Raw genomic sequence first — 15310 nt, 5'->3', positions numbered from 1 at the left:
CCTTGCGGGATGGGGACGCCTTTGTCCGGTTCGGTGGGCCGCACCCGCCGTTGGGTGCAACCTGCCTGAAGACCTTGCGGTCTGTGACAAGCTCCATGCAAGCGGTGTGCCAGCCCGCAACTGCCGGTGGGAGCTATGGAAAAGATAGCTGGCAGGGCGCGCCGGTGCAGGGAAAAGTTCCTGCTGGCTCGCTAACCCGGGCGACGCACAGTTGTTGTGCGCTGCACCAATCCAAGCGGCCCGGGTCAGCGCCGCGGTGCAGGCTCGAGCGGCAGGTAGTCGGCCATGGCCAGCATCGACTCGGCCACGTCGACGAGGCGGCGCTTCTGGTTCATGGCGGTCTGGCGCAGCATCTTGTGCGCCTCGGCCTCGCTCAGGCGCCGGTGCGCCATCAGCAGGCCCTTGGCGCGCTCGACGATCTTGCGTTCGTTGAGCGAGGCGCGCACGGTGTCGAGTTCGTCGCTCATGGCCTGCAGGCGCTGCGACTGCTCCTGGACCATGTCGAGCACCGAGCGTTCGAGGTGGCGCCCGAGCTGCGCGGGCGTGGCGTCCTGCGCCTGCTGGGCATCGTCGAAGAAGAGCGCGCCGCCGGCCTGCGGGGCCAGCGTGCCGAGCAGTTGCCGGTACGCGGCCAGCTCGCTGCGGGCCTGGGCGGTCTTGTGGTCGCACAGCGCGCGCAGGTCGGCCGAGAGGCGGTTCTCGACCGTCTGCATGGCGTCGATGCGCCGCGTGCAGCAGTCGAACCAGGCCTGGCTCAGCAGCGCGTCGGCCGGCACCGAGGTGGCGCCCTTGCGACGCAGGCGCTCGAGCTCGGCCAGCACGGCGTCCGACTGGCTGTCGTGCCAGAGCGTGCGCACCGCGTCGCCCGAGAAGTCGATGAACACCTGGAAGCAGCGCTCCTGCGACTCGATGAGGTGGCGCCACTGCTGGCGCTGCGCATCGTCGCCCCGGCCCAGCGCGAGCGCGGCGGCGCCGAAGGCCCGCTCCTGGCCGGCGAACTCCTTGCCCTGCATGAAGTTGAACATCGCCACCAGCAGGCGCGAGATCTCGGGGTCGGTGGCGCCGTCGGCCGCCTCGAACACCACCGCCAGCAGGCCGGCCACCAGCTTGGCGAAGGCGGCGACGGCCTGGGCCGGCTGGAGTTCGAGCGCGTCGATGCGCCGGCGCAGCGCGGGCAGGGCGTCCAGGCCGGGCAGCACCCAGGCGATGCGGCTGAACAGGCGCGCGCCGTGGCCGGCGCCCACCGCGCGGTGGTGCTCGGCCTCGAGCCGGTCGAAGCCGGCGCGCACCTGCTGCTCGAGCGCGAGGCATTCGGCGATCTGCGGGCCGCGCTGCTCGGCAAAGCGCCCGCCGTGCGAGGCCAGGAACACGTTCGACATGCCGCGCTCGCGCTGCAGCGCATGCACGAGCCGGCCGATGGCGCCGACCAGCTCGCTGGTGCGCGCGAGCTGGTCCAGCGCGTCGATCTCGCATCGGCGCGCGGCGATCAGGAAGCTCAGGCCGGAAGTCATTCGTGGGGGCGCAAAAGGAGCGCATCCCGCTCGTGCAACTTCCGTGCCTCGCTTGCCCCTTCGCGGGCGCCGCCGGCGGGCGGCCCCTACACTCGGCGCCATGCTCTTGTTGGGAATCGAATCATCCTGCGACGAGACCGGCGTGGCGCTGGTCGAGTCGCACGGCGACGCGCTGCCGCTGCTGCGTTCGCACGCGCTGCACAGCCAGATCGCCATGCACCAGGCTTACGGCGGCGTGGTGCCCGAGCTGGCCAGCCGCGACCACATCCGCCGCGTGCTGCCGCTCACCGAAGCCGTCATGGCCGAAGCCGGACGCTCGCTGGCCGAGATCGACGTGGTGGCCTACACGCGCGGCCCGGGCCTGGCCGGCGCGCTGCTCGTGGGCGCCGGCGTGGCCTGTGCGCTGGGCGTGGCGCTGGGCAAGCCGGTGCTGGGGGTGCATCACCTCGAAGGGCACCTGCTGTCGCCGTTCCTGAGCGCCGACCCGCCCGAGTTTCCGTTCGTGGCGCTGCTGGTGTCGGGCGGCCACACGCAGCTGATGCGGGTCGACGGCGTGGGCCGCTACGAACTGCTCGGCGAGACCATCGACGACGCGGCGGGCGAGGCCTTCGACAAGAGCGCCAAGCTCATGGGCCTGCCGTACCCCGGCGGCCCCTGGCTCGCGAAGCTGGCCGAAGGCGGCGACGCCGCGGCCTTCAAGCTGCCCCGCCCGCTGCTGCACAGCGGTGATCTCGACTTTTCGTTCGCCGGCCTGAAGACGGCCGTGCTCACGCAGGCCAAGAAGCTCGGCGACCAGCTCGAGGCGCGCAAGGCCGACCTGGCCGCCTCCACGCAGGCGGCGATCGTCGAAGTGCTGCTGAAGAAGTCGCTCGCGGCGCTGGACCAGACCGGCCTGAAGCGGCTGGTGGTGGCCGGCGGCGTGGGGGCCAACAAGAACCTGCGCGAGCAGTTGAACGCGGCCTGCGCCAAGCGCAAGGTGCGCGTGCACTACCCCGAGCTGCACCTGTGCACCGACAACGGCGCCATGATTGCCATGGCCGCCGCGATGCGGCTGCAATCAGGCCTGTCGCAGGCCTCGGAGCGCTACGCCTTCGACGTCAAGCCGCGATGGCCGATGGCATCGCTGATGACGCCCGAGACGCCGCTGCCGGAAACCGCATAGCTGGCTGCGGCCGTGCACGCCCCAGCGAGGGCAGCGGCAGCACGTCGAGCACGTTGCGCCAGAGCTGGCGCCACTCGGGCCAGTCGTGGCCGCCTTCGGTCGTGAACACGCGCCCCGGGGGCAGGGCGTCGGCCAGCAGCTTGTGGTTGCTGGCAAAGCGGTCGGCCAGGCCGAAGCCCAGGTACAGCGGCGGCAGGTCCTGGGAAGGCTTCGGCGCGAGGTACTGCTGGAAGAAGGGCCAGAGCTTGCGGTCGGGTTCCTCGTCGGGCTGCGGCCCGGTGGGCGCCTGCCAGGCGCGCAGGCCGCCGGCCTTCTTGATTTCCGCGCCGAGCACGCGGCGCCCGAGGTAGGGCGCCAGCGCCACGATGCCATCCACCGAGCCCGGCCGCGCCAGTTCGTGGATCAGCGCGCCGAACCCGCCGATGGAAATGCCGACCAGCCAGATCGAGGTGTAGCCCTTGGCCCGCTGGGGCTCGATGACGTCGGCATGCAGCCGCTCGCTGAGGGTCTGGTCGTAGTAGTAGGAGACGTCCGCATCGACCAGCAGTGCGTCGGCTGCGAGGTGCCGCTCGCGCACGGCGCTGATGAAGCCCTCGCGCTCGAACTCTTCGGGCTTGAGGTAGGCCCCTGGCAGGAAGATCAGGAGCGTGTCGGACCGTTCGTTGTCATTGGCTGACTGCAGGTGCGTTTTCATGGTGCCTTGAGGCACACCCGCTGTCCGCACCGCCCGGGAACTCGATGCGTTTACGAGATGCCCACGAAGAAGAAAGTACTAATAAATCGTCACATCATGTGACGTTATCCGGCACTATTGTGAATACGGCGCTTGTTTAAAGTCAAAACAAGCTGTCACTAACATTTTCTTCGTGGGGGCATCGCCGGGACTAGTTGATCTGCAAGTTCGAAACCTGGCTTGCCGGCACCAGCTTGCCGAGCTTGAGGGTCAGCACGCCGTTCTCCAGCTTGGCTTCGCTGGTGGCCAGGTCGATGGCTTGCGGCAGCTCGTAGGCGAGCTTGATCTGGCGCTTGGCTTCGGCCTTGCTTTCGATGCGGACCACGGCACCTTCGATGGCCACCGACAGGTCTTCACGCGACAGGCCGGGCACGTCCAGCGACAGGGTCCAGCTCTTGTCGTCCTGCTCGACCAGAGGGGAGCGGCGGGCGCCGGCGAAGGCCTCGTTCACGAAGCGCTCGAAAGCGCGGTCGTGGGCACGGGGAGCGAAATGCGCGCGGTGGGTGGGGGTGAAGAACATGGCGAAAACTCCTGGGTGAATGAACACAATGGGGACATGGAATGTGTGTCCCTTACACTGCGCGGCCTTTCCATCGTGAGTGCCGCTTGACACCTCATCTAGGCGCATCGGCACGCGTTTCAAGACAATGAAAACCCCCTTTATTTGGCGCCGCCAGGCCTTGAAATTCGCAGCGGCGGCGCTATGCGCGACCCCGTTCGCCGGCCTGGCCCAGGCCCCGCAACCCGCCCCCATCCGGCTGGCGCTCATCGAGAGCATGAGCGGCCCCTTCGCCAACACCGGCGAGGCCGTGTTCCGCAACCTGCAGTGGGCCGTGGAGCGTGTGAATGCACGCGGCGGCGTGAAGCTGCCGGGCGGCGCACGGCCGCTGCAGCTCGATCGCTACGACAGCAAGGGCCAGAACGAAGAGGCGTTGTCGGCGCTGCGCGCGGCCATGGACGACGGCACCCGCATCGTGCTGCAGGGCAATTCGTCGGTGACGGCCGCGGCGCTGATCGATGCCATCGACAAGAACAACGAGCGCGACCCCTCGCGCCGCGCGATCTTCCTGAACTACTCGGCGGTCGATCCGGTGCTGACCAACGAGCGTTGCAGCTTCTGGCACTTCCGCTTCGACGCCCATGCCGACATGCGCGTGGCCGCGCTGATGGACGTGGTCAAGGACGACGCGGCGCTCAAGCGCGTCTACCTGATCGGCCAGGACTACAGCTTCGGCCAGGCCGTGCTGCGCGAGTCGCGCCGCCAGCTGGGCGTGCAGCGCCCCGACGTGGAAATCGTCGGCGACGAGCTGCACCCGATGGGCAAGGTGAAGGACTTCGCGCCCTACGCCACCAAGATCCTCGCCAGCGGCGCGCAAGCGGTGGTCACCGGCAACTGGGGCAACGACCTCACGCTGCTCGTGAAGGCCGCGCGCGAAGCCGGCTTCAACGGCAGCTTCTACACCTTCTACGGCAATGCGCTGGGCGCGCCCGCCGCCATCGGCGACGCGGGCATCGGTCGCGTGGTCGCCGTGGCCGACTGGCTGCCGAACGTGCAGACGCCGCAGTCCGAAGCCTTCTACCGCGCCTTCCGCACGCGCTTTCCGCGCCCGGCCGACGACTACGTACACATGCGCATGCAGCTCTTGGTCGAGTCGCTCGCGCAGGCGCTGGAACGCGCGGGCAGCACCGAGGCCGTGCCATTGGCGCGCGCACTGGAGCAGGCCGACGTGAGCCTGTACGGCCAGCGCGGGCGCATGCGCGCGGCCGACCACCAGTTCCAGCAGCAACTCGTGGTGGGCGTGATGGACAAGCAAGGCAAGCCCGGCGTGCAGTTCGACGTCGAGGGCTCGGGCTATGGCTTTCGCGTGATCAAGACGATCGCGCCGGAGCGCGCCGAGCAGCCCACCTCTTGCAAGATGAAGCGCCCCTGAGGTGCATGACCCCGACAGCACAGGAACTCCCCGACATGCGTGAAGCCATCCACCACCTCGAAGCCTCGAAGATCCGCGAAGTCGCCAATGCCGGCATGGGCCGCGACGACGTGCTCGCCTTCTGGTTCGGCGAGAGCGACGAGGTCACTCCCGAGGTGATCCGCCAGGCGGCCATCGAGTCGCTGCAGCGCGGCGAAACCTTCTACGCGCACAACCTCGGCCTGCCCGAGCTGCGCGAAGCCATCGCGCGCTACACCAGCCGCCTGCACCCGACGGTCGACGCCTCGCGCATCGCCGTCACCTCGGGCGGCGTGAGCGCGCTGATGCTCGCGGTGCAGGCGCTGGTCGATGCGGGCGACGACGTGGTCGCCGTCACGCCCGTGTGGCCCAACCTCACGGCGCAGCCGGCGATCATGGGTGCGCAGGTGCGCACCGTGCCGCTGGTGCCGGTGAACGGCCAGTGGACGCTCGACCTGCCCGCGTTGCGCGCGGCGGTCACGCCCAAGACGAAGCTGCTGATCGTCAACGCGCCGAACAACCCCACGGGCTGGACGATGACGCGCGACGAGCAGCAGGCCGTGCTCGACCATTGCCGCGAGACCGGCACCTGGATCCTGGCCGACGAGGTGTACGAGCGCCTGTACTTCGAGCCCACGCCGAACGGTTGCGCGCCGAGCTTCCTCGACATCTCGACGCCCGATGACCGCCTGGTCGTCACGCACAGCTTCTCGAAGAGCTTTCTCATGACCGGCTGGCGCCTCGGCTGGCTGGTGCTGCCGCCGGCGATGGTCGACGGCATCGGCAAGCTGATCGAGTTCAACACCTCGTGCGCCAGCGTGTTCACGCAGCGTGCCGCCATCGCCGCGCTCGAGCACACGGCCGACATCACGCCGCGCGTGGTCGCGCACCTGAAGCAGTGCCGCGACACGCTGGTGCCGCTGCTGGCGGCCGTGCCAGGCGTGCAAGTGGCGCCGGCCAAGGGCGGCATGTACGCCTTCTTCCGGCTCGAGGGCTTTGGCGATTCGCTCGAGCTCGCCAAGCGCCTGGTCGCCGAAGCCGGCCTGGGGCTCGCGCCGGGCAACGCCTTCGCGCCCGAGGCGCAGGGCTGGCTGCGCTGGTGCTTTGCGTCGAAAGACCCGCAGCGGTTGGTGCAGGGCGTCGAGCGGCTGCGCGGCTGGCTGGCCAAGCAGGCGCGCTGAGGCTTTCCGGCATGGCGTTGAGGTCTGCGCCCGTCGATGCCGTGCGTATCCGCGGCTCGGCGCTGCCGGGACTGCAGGCGATCGCGGCCGAATCGAAGCGCAGCTTTCCGCGCCACATGCACGACGTGTTCGGCATCGGTGTGATGGACCGCGGCGGACAGCGCTCGGCCAGCGGGCGCGGCGCGGTCGAGGCGGTGCGCGGCAATGTCATCACGGTGAATCCGGGCGAGGTGCACGACGGTGTCGCGATGCGCGGCGAAGCGCGGGCCTGGCGCATGCTGCATCTGGTGCCTGCGCTGCTGTCGGATGGTGTGCCGCCGGGGTTCGAACTGACGCGGCCGGTGCTGAGCGATCCGGCGCTGCGGCAGGGCTTCGACCGGTTGTTCGCGGCCGTCGTCGAAGGCGACGACGCGCTGGCGCTGGAGCAGGGTGTGCTGCAACTGCTGCGCGATGCACCCGGCGCGCGGGCTCCGGAGGCGCCGAAGCGCGTGGCGCCGGCAGCGATGGAGCGCGCACGTGCGCGCATCGCCGACGACTGCATCCATGCGCCCACGCTCGCCGAACTGGCGCGCGAAGCGGGCCTGAGCCGCTACCAGCTGCTGCGCGGCTTCGCGGCCGCCTTCGGGCTGCCGCCGCATGCCTGGCTGCAGCAATGCCGGCTGTCGCGCGCCCGCCGGCTGATCGCGCAGGGCAGGGCGCTGGCCGATGCCGCAGCCGGCGCGGGCTTCTCTGACCAAAGCCACATGACGCGGGCCTTCGTGCGCTTCCTGGGCTTCACGCCCGGGGCGTACGCGGCGGCGCGCTAGCTCGATTCCTGCAATTTCGTTCAAGACCGCCGCGCCCCTGGCGGGAGACGCTCGCGCTTTCTGCAAAACGGAAGGCGATCAGGATGTCGGAACGAAGCAAGGGAATGTGGCTGTGCGCGCTCGCGATGGTCACGGTCGGCAGCACGGTGGTCGCGAGCAAGCTCATCGCCAGCGGCCTGCCGCCGTTCACGGCGACCGCGCTGCGCTTTGCGCTGGCGCTGCCCGTGTTCGTGGCGCTGATGGGGTTCATGCGCGGGCGCTGGCCGCGCCCTGACCGTCACGACGCCGTGCTGCTGCTGTGCCAGGCGGCGGCGGGCAGCGTCGGCTACACGGTGCTGCTGATCCTGGGCGTGCGCTGGGCGCCGGCCGCCGATGCGGGCGTGGTGACCGGCACGCTGCCGGCCATGGCCGCACTGGTGGCTGTGCTGGCGCTGCGCGAGCGGCCGGGGCGTTACCTGGTGGGCGGGATCGTGCTCGCGAGCCTGGGCGTGCTGGCGATCACGCTGCGTCCGGGCGACGGAGGTGGCGAGCGCACGTCGACCGCGCTGCTCGGCAACCTGCTGGTGCTGGGGGCGGTGGCGCTCGAGTCGCTGTTCATCCTGCTCAACAAGCGGCTGCGCGTGCCGCTGGCGCCGCTCGTGCAATCGACCGCGATGGTCGCGCTGGGGCTGCTGCTGTCCGTGGTTCCTGCGCTGCTGGAGCGCGCCTGGCTTCAGCCGGTGCCGGCCGAGGCGCTGGCCGGGGTGGCCTACTACGCGCTGGTGCCGACGGTGGCAGGCTTCCTGCTCTGGTACGCGGGCGCCGCCCGGCTGCGGGGCGCCGAGGCGGCGCTGTTCACGGCGCTGATGCCGGTGTCGGCGCTGGTCTTGGCGGCGTGGTGGCTGGGGGAGGCGGTGGGGTGGGCCCAGGTCGCCGGCGCGGCCTGCGTGCTGGGGGCCGTGGGGCTGGTTTCACTTGACGGAAGACGGCGGGAAGGAGCGGTCAAGCCGGCCGATGTATACTCCCAAAGCTTTGCATGCCGCAAGGCGCACGGTGAGGGCAGTTCCAGTGCTCACCGCAAGTCAAACATCCCGGAACAAGGAAATTCAACATGATCGCAGCCTCCATCAAGGCCGAAGTTGTCAAGGACAACGCCCGCGCAGCCAACGACACCGGCAGCCCCGAAGTGCAAGTCGCACTGCTGACCGCCCGTATCAACGAGCTGACCCCCCACTTCAAGACGCACGCCAAGGACCACCACGGTCGTCGCGGCCTGCTGCGCATGGTCAGCCGCCGTCGCAAGCTGCTCGACTACCTCAAGTCCAAGGACGCCGAGCGTTACACCGCGCTGATCGCCAAGCTGGGTCTGCGCAAGTAATTCGAATCGCATGAAAAAACGCCTGGGTTAGTCCGCTAGCTCAGGCGTTTTTTACTTCGCGATCCACTTTCGGAGTGCCCAACAGAGCGAAGCTGTGTCATTCCAATGAAGTTCGTCCCGAGCTTCGCTGGAATGGCATCGTGTTCTGAGCAGCCTCCGCCCCTTGCGAATCCTGTGTGATTCGCTATCAAAATAGGAGCAAAAATGAGCCTCTTCAACAAAATCACCAAGTCCTTCCAATGGGGCGACAAGACCGTCGTCATGGAAACCGGTGAAATCGCCCGCCAGGCGACCGGCGCCGTGCTGGTTGATATCGACGGCACCGTGATCCTGGCGACCGTGGTCGCCTCCAAGACCGCCAAGCCCGGCCAGGACTTCTTCCCGCTGACCGTCGACTACATCGAGAAGACCTACGCCGCCGGCAAGATCCCCGGCAGCTTCTTCAAGCGCGAAGCCAAGCCCAGCGAACACGAAACCCTGACCAGCCGCCTGATCGACCGTCCGATCCGCCCGCTGTTCCCCGAAGGTTTCCTGAACGAAGTGCACGTGGTGATCCACACCGTGTCGCTGAATCCTGAAGTCGACGCCGACATCGCCGCCATGATCGGCGTGAGCGCCGCCCTGTCGATCTCCGGCATCCCGTTCAGCGGCCCGATCGGTGCCGCCCGCGTGGGCTACATCAACGGCCAGTACGTGCTGAATCCGGGTCCCACGGCCCGCAAGGATTCGCAGATGGACCTCGTCGTCGCCGGCACGCAAGCCGCCGTGCTGATGGTCGAATCCGAAGCCCAGCAACTCAGCGAAGAAATCATGCTGGGTGGCGTGGTGTTCGGTCACGAGCAGGCCAACATCGCGATCAACGCGATCCACGACCTCGTGCGCGACGCCGGCAAGCCGGAATGGCTCAAGGAAGGCACCTGGGTGCCTGAAGCCAAGGACGAAGACTTCATCGCCAAGATCAACGGCCTGGCCGAAGAAAAGCTGCGCGCCGTCTACCAGATCCGCAGCAAGCAAGCTCGCACGCAAGCCCTGCGCGAAGCCAATGCCAGCGTCTTCACGGCCCTGAAGGCCGAAGGCGCCGAGTTCGACGCCGGCAAGGTCAGCGACCTGCTGTTCGCGATCGAGTCGCGCATCGTGCGCGGCCAGATCCTGCAAGGCGAGCCGCGCATCGACGGCCGCGACACGCGCACCGTGCGCCCCATCGAAATCCGTAACTCCGTGCTGCCCCGCACCCACGGCTCGGCGCTGTTCACGCGCGGCGAGACGCAGGGCCTGGTCGTCACCACGCTCGGCACCGAGCGCGACGCGCAGCGCATCGACGCGCTGGCCGGCGAGTACGAAGACCGCTTCCTGTTCCACTACAACATGCCTCCCTTTGCCACCGGTGAAGTGGGTCGCATGGGCTCCACCAAGCGCCGCGAAGTGGGCCACGGCCGTCTGGCCAAGCGCGCGCTCGTCGCCGTGCTGCCGACCAAGGAAGAATTCCCGTACACCATCCGCGTGGTGTCGGAAATCACCGAGTCGAACGGCTCCTCGTCGATGGCTTCGGTCTGCGGCGGCTGCCTCTCGATGATGGACGCCGGCGTGCCCATGAAGGCACACGTGGCCGGCATCGCCATGGGCCTGATCAAGGAAGACAACCGCTTCGCAGTGCTGACCGACATCCTGGGCGACGAAGATCACCTGGGCGACATGGACTTCAAGGTGGCCGGCACGACCAACGGCATCACCGCGCTGCAGATGGACATCAAGATCCAGGGCATCACCAAGGAAATCATGCAGGTTGCATTGGCGCAGGCCAAGGAAGCGCGCATGCACATCCTGGGCAAGATGCAAGAAGCGATGGGCGAGGCCAAGGCCGACGTGTCGCAGTTCGCACCGCGCCTGACCACGCTGAAGATCAACCCCGAGAAGATCCGCGACGTGATCGGCAAGGGCGGCGCGGTCATCCGTGGCCTGCAGGAAGAAACCGGCACGACGATCAACATCGACGAAGACGGCACCATCACCATCGCCTCGACCGATCCGGAAAAGGCCGAATTCGCCAAGAAGCGCATCGAGCAGATCACCGCTGAAGTCGAAATCGGCAAGGTCTACGAAGGCCCGATCACCAAGATCCTGGACTTCGGCGCGCTGGTCAACCTGCTGCCCGGCAAGGACGGCCTGCTGCACATCAGCCAGATCGCGCACGAGCGCGTCGAGAAGGTGACCGACTACCTGAGCGAAGGCCAGATCGTGAAGGTCAAGGTTCTCGAGACCGACGAAAAGGGCCGCGTCAAGCTGTCCATGAAGGCCCTGACCGAGCGTCCGGCCGGCATGGAATACAGCGAGCGCCCGCCGCGCGAAGACCGTGGCGATCGCGGCGACCGTGGCGGCGACCGCCGCGAGCGTTCGGACCGTGGCGACCGCGGTGACCGCGGCGGCGATCGTGGCGAGCGCGCACCGCGCTTCAACGACCAGCAGCAGCAACCCCGCGGCGAGCAGCAACAGCAGCCCGCCGGCGAGTCGCAGCAGCAAGCGCCGCGCGAACCGCAGGAGTAAGCAGTGAGGCGCGACGGCCTCTGCCGTCGCCTCTCGCGTGGACAGTGGTGATGCCCGCCCCGTGCGGGCATCCGAGCCTCGGAGACCCCCATGAAAGCCATTGAGATCACTTCGTACGGCGCCCCCGAGGTGCTGCGCGTCGCTGCGCGTCCCGACCCGGTGGCGGGCGAGGGTGAGCTGCTGATCCGCGTGGCGGCCAGCGGCGTGAATCGCCCGGACGTGCTGCAGCGGATGGGGCACTACCCCGTGCCGCCCGGTGCCTCCGACCTGCCGGGCCTCGAAGTGGCCGGCGAGATCGTGTCGGGTGACGCCAAGGCGCTGGCCGATGCGGGCTTCCAGGTCGGCGACCGCGTGTGCGCGCTGGTGGCTGGTGGCGGCTATGCCGAGCTGTGCGTGGCGCCCGTGGCGCAATGCCTGCCGGTGCCCAGGGGCTGGAGCGATGTCGAGGCGGCTTCGCTGCCCGAGACCTTCTTCACCGTCTGGAGCAACGTGTTCGAGCGCGGCCGCCTGCAGAAGGGCGAGACCCTGCTGATCCAGGGCGGTTCCAGCGGCATCGGCGTCACGGCGATCCAGATCGCCAAGGCGCTCGGTGCGACCGTGATCGTCACGGCCGGCAGCGATGACAAGTGCGAAGCCTGCCTGAAGCTCGGCGCCGACCACGCGATCAACTACCGCACGAGCGATTTCGTCGAAGTGGCGAAGCAGCTCACGGGTGGCAAGGGCGTGGACGTGGTGCTCGACATGGTGGCCGGCGACTACGTGGCACGCGAGGTCGAGTGCCTGGCCGAAGACGGCCGGCTGGTGATCATCGCGGTGCAGGGCGGTGTGAAGAGCGAGATCAACGCGGGCCTCGTGCTGCGCCGGCGGCTCACGATCACCGGCTCGACGCTGCGTCCGCGGCCGGTGGCGTTCAAGGGGGCCATTGCCAAGGCGCTGCGCGAAAAGGTCTGGCCGCTGCTCGAAAGCGGCGCGGTCAAGTCCGTGATCCACAGCACCTATGCGGCAGCAGGTGAACCCAGCGGTGCGGCCCAAGCGCACACCCTGATGGAATCGAACCAGCACATCGGCAAGATCGTGCTGACTTGGTGAGACGAACAACGCGATGACAACCTTCAAGAAACTGATTGCCGGCAACTGGAAGATGAATGGCGGCCTGGCCGCCAACGAGGCGCTGGTGAAGGCCCTGCAGCAAGGGCTGGCCGCCAGCCCCGCGGCCTGCGGTGTTGCACTGTGCGCGCCTGCGCCGTACTTCGCCCAGCTGCAATCGCTGCTGGCGGGCACGCCGTCGCTGGCCCTTGGTGCGCAGGACATTTCGGCGCACCCGCAAGGTGCGTTCACCGGTGAGCAGTCGGCGGCGATGCTGAAGGATTTCGGTGTGCGCTATGCCATCGTGGGCCATTCGGAGCGTCGCCAGTACCACGGCGAAACCGACGATGCCGTGGCGGCCAAGACGGCGGCGGCGTTGGCGAACGGCATCACGCCGATCGTCTGTGTCGGCGAGACGCTGGCAGAGCGCGAAGCAGGGCAGACCGAAGAGATCGTCAAGCGCCAGCTGGCCGCGGTGATCCATGTGAATGGCCACTGCATCAGCGAGATCGTCGTGGCCTACGAGCCGGTCTGGGCCATCGGCACGGGCAAGACGGCTTCGCCGGAACAGGCGCAGGCGGTGCATGCCGTGCTGCGTGCACAACTGCACCATGCCGCGAGCGAACACGCCGCGGGCATCAAGATTCTGTACGGCGGCAGCATGAATGCGGCGAATGCCGCCGAACTGCTGGCGCAGGCCGACATCGACGGCGGCCTCATCGGCGGCGCCTCGCTCAAGGCGCCCGACTTTCTGCAGATCATTTCTGCTGCTGCACGCTGATCGCGGCAACGGCAGCCATCACTTAGGAGTAAGAACGAATGAACGTGGTCCTCAATCTTCTGGTCGGCGTGCAAATGCTGGCGGCGCTGGCAATGATCGGCCTGATCCTGATCCAGCACGGCAAGGGTGCCGACATGGGCGCGGCCTTCGGCAGCGGCAGTGCAGGCAGCCTGTTCGGCGCCAGCGGCAGTGCCAACTTCCTTTCGCGCACCACGGCCGTGCTGGCTGCGGTGTTCTTTGCCTGCACGCTGCTGCTGGCCTACTTCAGCCACGCACGTCCTGCGGGCGGTGGCAGCCTGCTCGAGCGCGCAGCCGTGGGTGCGCCTGCTGCACCGGCCGCGCCTGCGACTGGCGCTGCGGGCGAAATCCCCGCTGCAGCAGCACCTGCCAAGGCCGCTTCGGCGCCTGCTGCACCCGTTTCGGGCTCCGGCCAGATTCCGGCCAAGTAATCAGGTTGTTTTCATGCAGCCGTTCGTGAGAAACGGCTTCATTTCAGGGTAAACTCTAAATCTGTTCAGAAAGCCAAATGCCTCAACGGCACCTCATGCCATCTGGACAGTTAAAAACCGCGGTCGTGGTGAAATTGGTAGACACGCTATCTTGAGGGGGTAGTGGCGAAAGCTGTGCGAGTTCGAGTCTCGCCGACCGCACCAAATCTCACCGGCAGAAGATCTCTTTCCAGAGGCTCTTCTGTCGGTGGCAAGCGGTGAAAATTTCTCGATGAACCTCGATTCCTACCTTCCCGTCCTTTTGTTCATTTTGGTCGGGGTCGGCGTAGGCGTCGCCCCGCAAGTCATCGGATACATCCTCGGGCCCAATCGGCCCGACGCTGCGAAGAACGCGCCCTACGAGTGCGGCTTCGAAGCCTTCGAGGATGCGCGCATGAAATTCGACGTGCGCTATTACCTCGTCGCGATTCTCTTCATCCTCTTCGATCTCGAGATTGCCTTTCTCTTTCCGTGGGCCATTGCGCTCAAGGAAATCGGCGCTGTTGGCTTCTGGGCCATGATGATCTTTCTCGCCATCCTCGTCGTGGGCTTCGTCTACGAGTGGAAAAAAGGCGCGCTCGACTGGGAATGACAAGGAAGCTACACGATGGCCATTGAAGGCGTTCTCAAAGAAGGCTTCGTCACCACGACCTACGACTCCGTCGTGAACTGGGCGAAGACCGGATCTCTCTGGCCGATGACGTTCGGCCTCGCATGCTGCGCGGTCGAAATGATGCACGCGGGCGCTGCCCGCTACGACATCGACCGTTTCGGCATGCTGTTCCGCCCCAGCCCGCGCCAGTCCGATCTGATGATCGTGGCCGGCACGCTGTGCAACAAGATGGCGCCGGCGCTGCGCAAGGTCTACGACCAGATGCCCGAACCGCGCTGGGTGCTCTCGATGGGCTCCTGCGCGAACGGCGGCGGTTACTACCACTACAGCTATTCCGTGGTGCGTGGCTGCGACCGCATCGTGCCGGTCGACGTCTATGTGCCGGGTTGTCCGCCCACCGCTGAAGCACTGCTGTACGGTGTGATCCAGCTGCAGCAGAAGATTCGCCGCACCAACACCATTGCCCGCGCCTGAGAGATTGCCGACGATGACTGACTTTGCAATTTCGCCGGAGGTGCTGCGCGCCACCATTGCCGAGACGCTCGGCGCCAAGGCCAAGAGCGTGACGGTTGCGCTTGAAGAAGTGACCGTCGTGGTCAGCGCCGCCGACTACATCGACGCGGCGCTGCTGCTGCGCGATGCGCCCGGTTGCCGCTTCGAGCAGCTGATCGACCTGTGCGGCATGGACTATTCCGATTACCGCGAAGGCGAGTGGCAGGGCGAGCGCTACGGCGTCGTCTCGCACCTGCTCTCCGTGAGCCTCAACCAGCGCGTGCGCCTGAAGGTGTTCGCGACCAGCGAAGACCTGCCCGTGATCGACTCGCTCCAGCCCGTCTGGAGCGCTGCCACGTGGTTCGAGCGCGAAGCCTTCGACCTGTACGGCATCGTGTTCGACGGTCACGACGACCTGCGTCGCATCCTGACCGACTACGGCTTCATCGGCCACCCGTTCCGCAAGGACTTCCCGGTGTCGGGTCACGTCGAGATGCGTTACGACGAAGAGCAGAAGCGCGTGGTCTACCAGCCGGTCTCGATCGAGCCGCGCGAAATCACGCCGCGCGTGATCCGCGAAGACAACTACGGCGGCGGTTTGCACTGACAG

At 67.5% G+C, this 15310-nt stretch carries 16 protein-coding genes and 1 tRNA gene; 14 read left to right on the top strand and 3 right to left on the bottom strand.

Annotated features, from left to right (window positions below):
- Positions 1-245: 245 nt before the first annotated feature.
- Positions 246-1511, bottom strand: coding sequence for a nitrate- and nitrite sensing domain-containing protein (locus AC57B8_RS04720; RefSeq protein ID WP_489058759.1), 1266 nt, complete (start codon positions 1509-1511; stop codon positions 246-248).
- 100 nt (positions 1512-1611) lie between these two features.
- On the opposite strand from AC57B8_RS04720, the gene tsaD reads away from it, so the two are divergent.
- Positions 1612-2673, top strand: coding sequence for a tRNA (adenosine(37)-N6)-threonylcarbamoyltransferase complex transferase subunit TsaD (tsaD, locus tag AC57B8_RS04715; protein ID WP_159271055.1), 1062 nt, complete (start codon positions 1612-1614; stop codon positions 2671-2673).
- Here tsaD and AC57B8_RS04710 read toward each other — a convergent pair.
- Together AC57B8_RS04710 and AC57B8_RS04705 are read right to left on the bottom strand one after the other, a co-directional pair.
- Positions 2609-3367, bottom strand: coding sequence for an alpha/beta hydrolase (locus tag AC57B8_RS04710; RefSeq protein WP_307588906.1), 759 nt, complete (start codon positions 3365-3367; stop codon positions 2609-2611). The genes tsaD and AC57B8_RS04710 overlap by 65 nt on opposite strands.
- A gap of 190 nt (positions 3368-3557) precedes the next feature.
- Complete coding sequence (locus tag AC57B8_RS04705; protein WP_159276089.1) at positions 3558-3926, bottom strand: Hsp20/alpha crystallin family protein; 369 nt, start codon at positions 3924-3926, stop codon at positions 3558-3560.
- Positions 3927-4053: 127 nt separating this feature from the next.
- Here AC57B8_RS04705 and AC57B8_RS04700 point away from each other — a divergent pair, with 127 nt between their 5' ends.
- From AC57B8_RS04700 to AC57B8_RS04640, 13 genes are all read left to right on the top strand, one after another.
- Positions 4054-5337, top strand: coding sequence for a branched-chain amino acid ABC transporter substrate-binding protein (locus tag AC57B8_RS04700; RefSeq protein ID WP_139702816.1), 1284 nt, complete (start codon positions 4054-4056; stop codon positions 5335-5337).
- A gap of 5 nt (positions 5338-5342) precedes the next feature.
- Entirely contained in the window at positions 5343-6536 is a 1194-nt protein-coding gene (locus tag AC57B8_RS04695; RefSeq protein ID WP_496478819.1) for a pyridoxal phosphate-dependent aminotransferase, read from the top strand.
- Positions 6537-6547: 11 nt separating this feature from the next.
- Positions 6548-7342: a helix-turn-helix transcriptional regulator gene (locus AC57B8_RS04690; protein ID WP_496478818.1), complete on the top strand. Its 795-nt coding sequence runs from the start codon at positions 6548-6550 to the stop codon at positions 7340-7342.
- Positions 7343-7425: 83 nt separating this feature from the next.
- Positions 7426-8436: a DMT family transporter gene (locus AC57B8_RS04685; RefSeq protein WP_496478817.1), complete on the top strand. Its 1011-nt coding sequence runs from the start codon at positions 7426-7428 to the stop codon at positions 8434-8436.
- A complete protein-coding gene (gene rpsO, locus AC57B8_RS04680; protein WP_056579564.1) occupies positions 8433-8699 on the top strand; it encodes a 30S ribosomal protein S15 in 267 nt (88 codons plus the stop codon). Before AC57B8_RS04685 ends, rpsO begins: the two co-directional genes overlap by 4 nt.
- Positions 8700-8903: 204 nt before the next feature.
- Positions 8904-11240 carry a polyribonucleotide nucleotidyltransferase gene (gene pnp / locus AC57B8_RS04675; RefSeq protein ID WP_307635449.1) on the top strand — a complete coding sequence of 779 codons (2337 nt, stop codon included), beginning with the start codon at positions 8904-8906 and terminating at the stop codon, positions 11238-11240.
- A gap of 90 nt (positions 11241-11330) precedes the next feature.
- The gene (locus AC57B8_RS04670) at positions 11331-12329 is read left to right on the top strand and encodes an NAD(P)H-quinone oxidoreductase (protein ID WP_496478816.1); all 999 of its coding nucleotides are present in this window, start codon (positions 11331-11333) and stop codon (positions 12327-12329) included.
- 13 nt (positions 12330-12342) lie between these two features.
- The gene (gene tpiA / locus AC57B8_RS04665) at positions 12343-13107 is read left to right on the top strand and encodes a triose-phosphate isomerase (protein WP_095746059.1); all 765 of its coding nucleotides are present in this window, start codon (positions 12343-12345) and stop codon (positions 13105-13107) included.
- Between the two features lie 38 nt (positions 13108-13145).
- Positions 13146-13556 (top strand): preprotein translocase subunit SecG, encoded by a 411-nt coding sequence (secG, locus tag AC57B8_RS04660; RefSeq protein ID WP_159271069.1) that lies wholly within the window; start codon positions 13146-13148, stop codon positions 13554-13556.
- 119 nt (positions 13557-13675) lie between these two features.
- Positions 13676-13760 (top strand) — tRNA-Leu (locus AC57B8_RS04655).
- 67 nt (positions 13761-13827) lie between these two features.
- Complete coding sequence (locus tag AC57B8_RS04650; RefSeq protein WP_055805154.1) at positions 13828-14187, top strand: NADH-quinone oxidoreductase subunit A; 360 nt, start codon at positions 13828-13830, stop codon at positions 14185-14187.
- A 15-nt stretch (positions 14188-14202) separates the two neighbouring features.
- The gene (locus AC57B8_RS04645) at positions 14203-14682 is read left to right on the top strand and encodes a NuoB/complex I 20 kDa subunit family protein (protein ID WP_007837763.1); all 480 of its coding nucleotides are present in this window, start codon (positions 14203-14205) and stop codon (positions 14680-14682) included.
- Positions 14683-14695: 13 nt separating this feature from the next.
- Complete coding sequence (locus AC57B8_RS04640) at positions 14696-15307, top strand: NADH-quinone oxidoreductase subunit C (protein WP_159271071.1); 612 nt, start codon at positions 14696-14698, stop codon at positions 15305-15307.
- The last annotated feature ends 3 nt before the right edge of the window (positions 15308-15310 follow it).

The sequence above is a fragment of the Variovorax sp. BGA-UO-ETr-C22 genome (assembly GCF_059567965.1).
This window is presented reverse-complemented; position numbering and strand designations above follow the sequence as displayed.

Excerpts from the sequence above, each read along its gene's own strand:
- AC57B8_RS04720 (WP_489058759.1), bottom strand. The coding sequence starts at position 1,511 with ATGACTTCCGGCCTGAGCTTCCTGATCGCCGCGCGCCGATGCGAGATC.
- tsaD (WP_159271055.1), top strand. The coding sequence starts at position 1,612 with ATGCTCTTGTTGGGAATCGAATCATCCTGCGACGAGACCGGCGTGGCG.
- AC57B8_RS04710 (WP_307588906.1), bottom strand. The coding sequence starts at position 3,367 with ATGAAAACGCACCTGCAGTCAGCCAATGACAACGAACGGTCCGACACG.
- AC57B8_RS04705 (WP_159276089.1), bottom strand. The coding sequence starts at position 3,926 with ATGTTCTTCACCCCCACCCACCGCGCGCATTTCGCTCCCCGTGCCCAC.
- AC57B8_RS04700 (WP_139702816.1), top strand. The coding sequence starts at position 4,054 with ATGAAAACCCCCTTTATTTGGCGCCGCCAGGCCTTGAAATTCGCAGCG.
- AC57B8_RS04695 (WP_496478819.1), top strand. The coding sequence starts at position 5,343 with ATGACCCCGACAGCACAGGAACTCCCCGACATGCGTGAAGCCATCCAC.
- AC57B8_RS04690 (WP_496478818.1), top strand. The coding sequence starts at position 6,548 with ATGGCGTTGAGGTCTGCGCCCGTCGATGCCGTGCGTATCCGCGGCTCG.
- AC57B8_RS04685 (WP_496478817.1), top strand. The coding sequence starts at position 7,426 with ATGTCGGAACGAAGCAAGGGAATGTGGCTGTGCGCGCTCGCGATGGTC.
- rpsO (WP_056579564.1), top strand. The coding sequence starts at position 8,433 with ATGATCGCAGCCTCCATCAAGGCCGAAGTTGTCAAGGACAACGCCCGC.
- pnp (WP_307635449.1), top strand. The coding sequence starts at position 8,904 with ATGAGCCTCTTCAACAAAATCACCAAGTCCTTCCAATGGGGCGACAAG.
- AC57B8_RS04670 (WP_496478816.1), top strand. The coding sequence starts at position 11,331 with ATGAAAGCCATTGAGATCACTTCGTACGGCGCCCCCGAGGTGCTGCGC.
- tpiA (WP_095746059.1), top strand. The coding sequence starts at position 12,343 with ATGACAACCTTCAAGAAACTGATTGCCGGCAACTGGAAGATGAATGGC.
- secG (WP_159271069.1), top strand. The coding sequence starts at position 13,146 with ATGAACGTGGTCCTCAATCTTCTGGTCGGCGTGCAAATGCTGGCGGCG.
- AC57B8_RS04650 (WP_055805154.1), top strand. The coding sequence starts at position 13,828 with ATGAACCTCGATTCCTACCTTCCCGTCCTTTTGTTCATTTTGGTCGGG.
- AC57B8_RS04645 (WP_007837763.1), top strand. The coding sequence starts at position 14,203 with ATGGCCATTGAAGGCGTTCTCAAAGAAGGCTTCGTCACCACGACCTAC.
- AC57B8_RS04640 (WP_159271071.1), top strand. The coding sequence starts at position 14,696 with ATGACTGACTTTGCAATTTCGCCGGAGGTGCTGCGCGCCACCATTGCC.